This is a genomic window from Gracilibacillus sp. YIM 98692, from assembly GCF_010993965.1.
Taxonomy (GTDB): domain Bacteria; phylum Bacillota; class Bacilli; order Bacillales; family Amphibacillaceae; genus Gracilibacillus.
Genome location: NZ_WIXM01000055.1, coordinates 1 through 9,069, shown reverse-complemented (window position 1 = coordinate 9,069; position 9,069 = coordinate 1). Strand labels below are relative to the sequence as shown.

The 9,069-nt window shown below is 37.0% G+C and carries 6 protein-coding genes; 4 read left to right on the top strand and 2 right to left on the bottom strand.

Translation table 11 applies throughout. The features are described 5' to 3' along the window. Positions 1 to 464 precede the first annotated feature (464 nt). Positions 465 to 1,934: a catalase gene (locus tag GHD00_RS20475; protein ID WP_163540043.1), complete on the bottom strand. Its 1,470-nt coding sequence runs from the start codon at positions 1,932 to 1,934 to the stop codon at positions 465 to 467. A 688-nt stretch (positions 1,935 to 2,622) separates the two neighbouring features. On the opposite strand from GHD00_RS20475, the gene GHD00_RS20470 reads away from it, so the two are divergent. From GHD00_RS20470 to GHD00_RS20460, 3 genes are all read left to right on the top strand, one after another. Continuing rightward, the gene (locus tag GHD00_RS20470; RefSeq protein WP_163540042.1) at positions 2,623 to 3,408 is read left to right on the top strand and encodes an ABC transporter ATP-binding protein; all 786 of its coding nucleotides are present in this window, start codon (positions 2,623 to 2,625) and stop codon (positions 3,406 to 3,408) included. Positions 3,409 to 3,426: 18 nt separating this feature from the next. After that, positions 3,427 to 4,356: a bile acid:sodium symporter family protein gene (locus tag GHD00_RS20465; RefSeq protein ID WP_163540041.1), complete on the top strand. Its 930-nt coding sequence runs from the start codon at positions 3,427 to 3,429 to the stop codon at positions 4,354 to 4,356. 68 nt (positions 4,357 to 4,424) lie between these two features. Continuing rightward, the gene (locus GHD00_RS20460) at positions 4,425 to 4,772 is read left to right on the top strand and encodes a DUF1360 domain-containing protein (protein WP_163540040.1); all 348 of its coding nucleotides are present in this window, start codon (positions 4,425 to 4,427) and stop codon (positions 4,770 to 4,772) included. Positions 4,773 to 5,095: 323 nt separating this feature from the next. On the opposite strand, the gene recQ is transcribed toward GHD00_RS20460, so the two are convergent. Continuing rightward, positions 5,096 to 6,877 (bottom strand): DNA helicase RecQ, encoded by a 1,782-nt coding sequence (gene recQ / locus GHD00_RS20455; protein WP_163540039.1) that lies wholly within the window; start codon positions 6,875 to 6,877, stop codon positions 5,096 to 5,098. Between the two features lie 263 nt (positions 6,878 to 7,140). On the opposite strand from recQ, the gene GHD00_RS20450 reads away from it, so the two are divergent. Further along, a complete protein-coding gene (locus tag GHD00_RS20450; protein WP_163540038.1) occupies positions 7,141 to 8,985 on the top strand; it encodes a cation:proton antiporter in 1,845 nt (614 codons plus the stop codon). Positions 8,986 to 9,069: the final 84 nt, after the last annotated feature.

The following is a 9,069-nucleotide window of genomic DNA, read 5'->3' as shown; positions in this document are numbered from 1 at the left end:
CCAACTATTATCTATAAAAGGTTAAAAACTTGTATTTAACTTTTACACAATATTAAGGACTTGACTGCCGTTGCTTTTCCCGCAGGAGTCTACGTATATTTCCTACGCTGTCAGGATGGTGAATTTTTTGTGCAAATGCATCATTTATAAAAGCTACTAGAATTTTTTCTTACTAAATAAGAAAACTCACACAAGCGGCGGAAAAATGCGAGACTCCTGGGGGAAGAGCAGCTTCCGAAGACCCCACAGCGAACGGTTTTGGTGAGTGAGGAGGCTGAGGTGCTGCCCCCGGAAAGCGAGTGTTTTTCCGCAGCGTCGATTACGCACTCATCGAGACAAGCGGAGGAAAACTTCACCAAAGTTACTGCACAGTTTATGGATACTGTGCCACAAGGTTTATTTTAGAAAAGAGCCTAAATAAAAGAGACCAGTTTTCGTACTGGTCTCTTGAGTATAAAAATTATTTATTTTTTTAGGTGAGAAGGGACATCCACATTTAGTTTGGCTGCAACTCTTTCTGCAAGCTCAGGGTCTACTTTATGGAAGTTTTCTAATTGACGTTCAATGACACCTTCTTTTGTAACAGCGCTCATATGGTCGGCAAAGTTTTGCACTAAACGTTCGCGTTCATCATCATTCATGACATCACGGAATAGTGCGCGTGGTTGTGAGTAATGATCCTCATTATCATAAGGAACACTATCTGCAAAACCTGATACTTCATAAGGACTTGTCTTATTTTCAGGCGTTTCTTTCGGAGCATTGTCGTAGCTGTTAGGCTCATAGTTAATAGTGCTTCCACCATTTCCGTCATGGCTCATAAATCCATCACGCTGATAGTTGTTAACAGGTGATTTTGCTCTGTTAATAGGTAGAGACTCATGGTTAGCGCCTATACGGTAGCGATGTGCATCAGAGTATGCAAATAAGCGGCCTTGCAGCATTTTATCTGGTGATGCTTCAATACCTGGCACGAAATGTCCAGGAGAGAATGCAGCTTGTTCCACTTCTGCAAAATAGTTTTCAGGGTTTCTATCTAATACCATACGGCCTACTTCCACTAATGGATAGTCTTCATGCGGCCAAACTTTTGTCACATCAAATGGATCATAGCGGTAATTCAAAGCATCTGCTTCTGGCATAATTTGCACTTTTAATGTCCAAGAAGGATAGTCACTATCTGCAATAGCGTTAAATAAATCTTCTGTATGGTAATCTGGGTTTTCACCAGCTAGTTTATCAGCAACTTCTACATCTAAGTTTTTCACGCCTTGATCTGTTTTAAAGTGATATTTAATGTAGAAAGATTCTCCGTCTTTGTTTACCCATTTGAAGGTATGACTTCCATAGCCATTCATATGGCGATAGGTTGCAGGAATACCTCTATCTGAGTGAAGTATCGTGATTTGGTGTAAAGATTCTGGAGATAAAGACCAGAAGTCCCAAACGGCATTTTTATCTTTTAAATGAGTTTGAGGATTACGTTTTTGGGTATGAATAAAATCAGGGAACTTAATAGCATCACGAATAAAAAATACTGGAGTATTGTTTCCAACTAAGTCGTAGTTTCCTTCATCAGTGTAAAATTTAACTGCAAAACCACGAGGGTCACGTACGGTATCAGCAGAACCTAATTCACCAGCAACTGTTGAAAAGCGGATAAACATAGGTGTTTTCTTTCCAACCTCTGATAAAAAGTCTGCTTTTGTATATTTGGACACATCATTTGTAACTTCGAAGTATCCGTGCGCACCAGCACCTTTAGCATGTACAACACGTTCAGGAACTCGTTCACGGTTAAAATGTGCTAATTTCTCTAGTAAATGAACATCTTGAATTAAAGTAGGTCCTCTGTGACCAGCAGTAATCGAATTTTGGTTATCCCCAACAGGAGCACCAGAGGCTGTAGTTAAGTATTTTTTTTCTCCACTCATATAACACCTCTCCTTTTTGGAATGTAAAATGTAACACATCTCTTATTATAATACAAACTTTATAAAAATCAATATTTAATTATAATAATTTTAAATAAAAAAATGTGTAAAATCTTAAAAATCGTTACAGGCTAATTGCACAAAAGCTATATTCTGTTCAATGAAATGAGAGAAAGTTTTGCTCTTATTGTTTAAGACAGTGCTATGATACCGCTCCAGAAATGCACTTCGCTTTCCACTCACCTCATATTGTGCCTCCTCATGAGCAAAATGCTCTCATTGCGGCAACGTCTTCTTTTCCCGCAGGAGTAAACGTGTATTTCCTCCGTGGTGTTTTAGAGCCCATCCATCCTTCATTAGATTGGTATGAGATTTCCGTCATTTTATGTTGCAGTTTTTCATTTTTTCAACTGTGTACGAAAAAAACAAAGATACACGAAAAAGGGCAAAAAAAAGAGCTGCTATAACAGCAGCTCTATGTAGGGACAGAAACATTCGTTACTTTTGTTGGTTGGGGGGTAACAAAAGACATGTGAAAGAAATGGAATGTTTCTACATCAAATGTACACCTTATAACGTGTGTATAAATATATTATAACGATAATGAGAATCATTTTCAATATTTTCTCCAAAATTAATCAAAATTTGTTTTCAAGGTGTATAATAGTTAAAGGGAGGGAGTATGGAGATGGTATTAGATTTACAAAAAGTAGGATTAAAAAAAGATGGAAAATGGATACTTAAAGAGATTGACTGGCAAATAAATAAAGGAGAAAACTGGGTGTTATTAGGACTAAACGGTGCTGGGAAAACCGCTTTATTACATATGTTAAACGCCCATTACTTTCCAACTGCTGGAAAAATGAAAGTAGTAGGAAAACGGTTTGGAAAAGACGTCTTAGGCGAACGATTACGTCAAAAAATTGGTCTCGTATCGTCAACGATCAAGCAACGAATATATGGATCGGACTCTGCGTATCAAGTGGTACTTAGCGGTGGATTTGCATCTATTGGATTATATGAAACACCGACAGATGATATGAGGGAAAAAGCACAGCAAATATTAAAAGATTTAGGATGTTTTCATTATGCTAATCGACCATATGGAACATTATCTCAAGGAGAGCAGCAGCGCGTTGTAATTGGAAGAGCCTTAATGGGTGATCCGGAACTGTTAATTTTAGACGAGCCTACGACAGGGTTAGATTTTTTGGCGAGAGAGGACTTGCTTGATTCAATTACCAATATTAGTAATCAAGAGGGAGCAGCGCCAACCATTATTTATGTTACACATCATGTAGACGAAATACTTCCTATATTTCAAAAAACATTACTATTAAAAGGTGGGACTGTATTTGATCAAGGAGATAGTACAACCCTTATAACCTCCTCTGTATTATCCAAATTTTTCGGTGTACCAGTAGAGGTGGACTGGGATAGTACAAGGCCCGCTATAAGAAAATTACTACAATAAAAACTAGGAGTCGACATCATGTTAACCAAGCTCAATAAGGTTTTACAAAAAGGAATGCCTTTTATTGCACCATCAAGCGTCTTAATTGGTGTATTATTTGCTGATTATTTCGTACAAGTAGAATATCTGGTTACATGGATTTTTGCATTTATGACTTTTGCGGGGAGCCTTAGTTTAAATTTTATTGCCTTACACCGTGTTATCACCAATCCTACTTCTATTTTTATTGCACTGGTCATTTTACATTTGGTCATGCCGCTATGGGCTTGGCTAGTTGGATGGATCACCTTTCCGGATGACAGTTTAACAGTAACGGGTTTTGTTTTAGCTATGGTGATTCCAACAGGGATTACAAGCTTTATTTGGGTGTCATTAAATAAGGGGAATGTTGTATTAACATTATCGATTATTTTAATTGATACCATTCTTTCCCCGTTTATTGTGCCATATAGCCTGTCTCTATTCGTTGGGAAATCTGTTGAATTGGAAGTCTGGCCAATGATGCAAGGGTTATTAATGATGATTGTCATACCTTCTATTATAGGGATGGTATTAAACGAATGGTCACATGGCAAAGTGCATGAAGTATGGAGTCCGAGACTAGCTCCCTTTTCTAAGATCGCCCTATCCTTGGTTATTATGATCAATAGCTCCGCTGTGGCACCATATTTAAAAGATATCGATTGGCATCTTATACGAGTTGCGTGTGTTATGTTTTTTATTGCGGGGACAGGCTATTTACTAACATGGATAGCTGCTCATTTATTGAAAAGAGACCGAATAGATGTAACAGCGTTAACCTTCAGTGGAGGGATGAGAAATATTAGCGCTGGTGCAGTAATTGCGGTTCAATATTTTCCAGGGCCTGTTGCAGTACCTGTCGTCATTGGGATGCTTTTTCAGCAAGTACTTGCATCTATATATAGTAAGTTTTTAAATAGGCGGTAGAATCCTGATTTTTTGCGCATCATTTTTCCTTTCTGTTAATAGAATAGATTAGAAAGGAAGGTGCTCAAATGATCACATGGCTTTCTTTTGTATTACTGTCGCTTGCTTCTTTTCGATTAACAAGGCTTTTTCTTTATGATAAAATCACCGGGTTTATTCGTGCACCTTTTTTAGAAATAGAAGCGAAAGAGTTGCCTGATGGTACGATAGAAGAGACCATCTATATGAAGGGAAGTGGCCTGAGGCGTTGGATTGGTGAGCTTTTAAGTTGCCATTGGTGTTTAGGTATTTGGAATGCTATGTTTTTATTTTTAGGATTTCACTTCTATACTGTTATCTTCACACCGATTATCATAATATTAGCAGTGGCAGGGATGGCAGCGATCATTGAAGTGATTATAGCTTATTTTATGTAAACAAAACAGGGTGTTTTTGCTTTTTAATTTATGGTGCAGATACACCTTATTTATTCAGCAATAGTGGTGTTTATTCAACACTGCTTAGAAATAATCTCATTTGTTATATAATTCTTTCCTGCTAAAAAAAGAGGACCCTAATTCTATAGGGTACCTCTTTTTCTTTTAGCACAACCGCATCTTCTTTTTGATCTTCTTCGTCTTCTTCTTTTGGTATTCTCTTGTTTTTTCTCCATGGAAACGTCCCCTTTATCCTGGCAATCAGGCCTGTAATATAACCTGCATTAATAGCTTATGTGAAAAAAAATGTTGTGTTCGGGCGATTATGACTGATTCCATTCTGAGATTTCTTTTAATAACATATCACTGTATTTCTCTACCTTCTTTTCCCCCATACCATGAATTTGAAGTAAACTTTCTTCATCCTGTGGCTTATGTTTAGCAAGTTCCTTTAAAGTGCGGTCTGTAAATAATACATATGGAGGTACGCCTTGCTGATCGGCCATTTTTTTACGAATCTGTCTTAAATGTTCAAAAAACTCTGCTGGATAATCATTTGTTGCTTCTTTTTGTGGCACTTTTTCAATATAGACATATACAGGCAATTCTCCTTTTAAAATGTCGATAGACCGTTGGTTAAGACGTAATGTGGGATAACGACCTTCAACAGCTGTCAGAAAATTTTCTGCCACTAAGAAATGAATAAAGTTAACTAGTTCTTTTTCTGTATAATCGTGTAATAAACCATATGTTGATAATTGATCGAATTGAAACTGTTTAACCTTTTTATCCTTAGAACCTTTTAGAACCTTTGCAGTTAAGCTGGCACCAAAGGACTGATTCATTCGCTTTATACAAGATAACACCATTTGGGCTTCTTTGGTTCTATCCACCTTTTGAAGTGTCTCATTACAATTCGTGCATTTCTTGCAGTTTTTCTTTGAACTCAAGTCTCCAAAATAATGAAGGATGAATTGAGGTAAGCATTGATTGGTATGACAATAATTAATCATCGCTTGCAGTTTTCCGTATTCCTTGGATTTCTTTTCTTCGTCTAAATCAGATTGTTCAATTAAATATTTTTGTAAACTGATATCTTGTCCGGAAAACAATAAAATACATTGACTTGGTTCACCATCTCTGCCTGCACGCCCTGCTTCTTGATAATAGCTTTCTAAGTTACGAGGGAGCCCATAGTGAACGACATATCGTACATTTGATTTATCAATCCCCATTCCAAAAGCATTGGTCGCGACCATTACACAGCCTTCTTCTTGTATAAAAGTGTTCTGAGCTTGTTGACGAGCTTCTTCAGTTAACCCAGCATGATATTTAAGAACAGGAACTCCAATTTTTTTTAACTGAATATGTATTTGATCCACTTGTTTTCTTGTGATTGCATAAATAATGCCAGCTTCTTCTTTATTAGTTTGAACAAACTGTAGGGTATAGGCATTGCGGTCTTGCCCTTTGACTAATTGAAAGGTTAAATTATCTCGAGAAAAGCCAGTGTTGACTATATTAGATGAATCCACTTCTAATAGTTGCTGTAAATCCTTCGTCACTTCTTTTGTTGCAGTAGCGGTTAATCCTATTAATGTTGGTTTTTGATTTAATTGTTGTATGGAGTCAATGACAGATCGATAGCTTGGCCGGAAATCATGTCCCCATTGTGAAATACAATGTGCCTCATCAAAGGCAATCAAGGAAATAGAGATAGATTGAAGTATATGAAGGAATTTTTTCGATTCTAATCGCTCTGGCGCCACGTAAAGAAAAGTATATTTTCCTAATCGCACATCACGAAGACGAGCAATCTGTTCGTCGTTTGTTAAAGAGCTGTTAATATAAGTAGCAGGGATGTTTAATGTAGTAAGTGCATCAACTTGATCTTTCATTAAGGAGATTAATGGAGAAATAACAAGTGTTATCCCTTCTTGAGTTAATCCGGGAATTTGATAGCAAATAGATTTACCGCCACCTGTAGGCATAATAGCAATGGTATTTTGTTTATATAATAACTTTTCAATAACGTTAGATTGACCAGGACGGAATGAGTTATAACCGTAATAGGTATGTAATAATTTTTGAGCTTGTTCTAACATCGTATCTTCCTCTATAAAAAAATATCATTCATCAAAAATCCGCCTTTATCATAACATTTTTTCCTTAACTTGAATATAGAAACCGCCACGCTAAAATTTGTTCCATTTAAATGAATTTTTTTATTTACATGTGTATGCCTACCGTATAAAATATCTTTATGTTCTAATATCAGAAATGGTATTAATCGCAAAATTGGCATATACGTCAATAAGTTTAGACAAAAATAGGATAAATAAAGTCTTTTATATAAAGGGGGATAACCATGGTAGACTCGTTATTACTTGTCTTAATGATTATCGGTGTACTAGGTGTAGGATCCCAATGGGTTGCCTGGAAATTTCAATTGCCAGCTATTGTAGTGATGGCAATTGCTGGTTTATTAGCAGGTCCCATTTTTGATATCATAAATCCGGAACAAGATTTTGGAGATTTATATAGACCATTTATATCTATCGCTGTTGCCATTATTCTCTTTGAAGGTAGCTTGAATTTAAATATTAAAGAGTTAAGAGGGTTAGGTAAGCCTGTCTTTCGTATTGTGACATGGGGAGCGATTTTAGCATGGGTTTTAGGTTCATTAACTGCACATTATGTGGCAGGGATGTCTTTGGCGGTAGCTTTTGTGATCGGCGGTATTTTTATCGTAACAGGTCCGACGGTTATCCTGCCTTTATTACGACAATCTAAATTAAAACCGACACCGGCTAAGATATTAAAATGGGAAGGAATTGTTGTAGACCCATTTGGAGCACTGTTAGCTGTCTTTGCTTTTGAAATTATTCTTTTCTTGTCTGCCGATGGACGTGATGCTACAGCGTTATTGTTTTTCTTTTTAGCATCGTTGTTTGCGGTGGTGTTAGGATATGTGTTTGCAAAAGTAACTGGCTGGATGTTTGAAACTGGTCATACACCGGAATTCTTAAAATCTCCAGCTGTTTTTGTCGCAGTTATTGCGTGTTTTACCATAGCGGATGAAGTAAAGCATGAAACAGGATTGCTAGCTGTTACGGCTATGGGGATGACATTAGCAAACATAGGGATTTCTTCCATTAAAGAGATGCGCCATTTTAAAGAAAATATATCGATGTTATTAATTTCAGCTGTATTTATTTTATTAACATCTTCTTTGACAATGGATACGTTAAAGGATGTATTTCGTCCCGAGATTATTGGTTATGTGCTTTTAATGTTATTTGTGGTGAGACCACTTTCTATTTTCCTATCAACAATTAAATCGGGATTATCTTTACAGGAAAAAACATTAGTTGGCTGGATTGCTCCAAGAGGTATTGTAGCATTAACGGTTGCCAGCTATTTTGCTTCCGTTTTAGAGGATGAAGGTTTTGCTGGTGCATCCATCGTCACATCATTAACTTTCGCCCTCGTTTTTGCTACGGTTTGTGTACATGGTTTTTCAATTGGATGGTTAGCAAGAAAGCTTCATCTTTCTTCTGAGGGAAAGCCGGGTGCCATAATAGTAGGGTCCAACCGTTTTTCTATTGGCCTGGCCAAGGTCATGGAAGAATTAAAGATCCCGGCTGTTGTAGTGGATGCGTCCTATGATCGTTTATATAAGGCAAGACGTTCGGGTGTTACGCATAACCATTGTGAAATTCTTTCCGAGCAGACCGAGTATACGATGGATTTTACGCCGTATGATTATTTAATCGCCGCTTCGGAATATGATTCATACAATGCTTTAGTATGTTCGACATTCCTTCCGGAGTTTGGCAGAAAGAATGCTTTGCGATTACCAAAACAAAATCATAGTGGAGATCAAATTGATGACATTGATCATACGATTGGCGGTAGGGAATTGTTTTCACCAGCAGTAGGTTTAGAGGAATTAAAATATCGTATTAAAGGTGGTTATGTATTCCGTAAAACAACTTTAACAGAGCAATATACTTTCCGTGATTATATGCATGATCGTCACGAAGAGACTGTCTTATTGTTCATTTTAAAACAGTCGAAACAGCTTGTGTTCTTTACAGAGCAAACGGAAAGTACTGCAACGACAGGTGATACAATTGTCAGTCTTACACCGCCTAGTAAAGAGTTTCATAAAATTCAAGAAAAGCTTGAAGAAAAAAGAAAGAAGGAATAAAAAAGGACCAGCCGGTTTAAAATGTACCCTATAGAGTAGACACTTTGAAAAAAGGACTACTTTATAGGGGGTTTTTTTGTATAC

Bases quoted from the DNA above. Each gene is read 5' to 3' on its own strand.
- GHD00_RS20475 (WP_163540043.1), bottom strand. From the start codon at position 1,934: ATGAGTGGAGAAAAAAAATACTTAACTACAGCCTCTGGTGCTCCTGTT.
- GHD00_RS20470 (WP_163540042.1), top strand. From the start codon at position 2,623: ATGGTATTAGATTTACAAAAAGTAGGATTAAAAAAAGATGGAAAATGG.
- GHD00_RS20465 (WP_163540041.1), top strand. From the start codon at position 3,427: ATGTTAACCAAGCTCAATAAGGTTTTACAAAAAGGAATGCCTTTTATT.
- GHD00_RS20460 (WP_163540040.1), top strand. From the start codon at position 4,425: ATGATCACATGGCTTTCTTTTGTATTACTGTCGCTTGCTTCTTTTCGA.
- recQ (WP_163540039.1), bottom strand. From the start codon at position 6,877: ATGTTAGAACAAGCTCAAAAATTATTACATACCTATTACGGTTATAAC.
- GHD00_RS20450 (WP_163540038.1), top strand. From the start codon at position 7,141: ATGGTAGACTCGTTATTACTTGTCTTAATGATTATCGGTGTACTAGGT.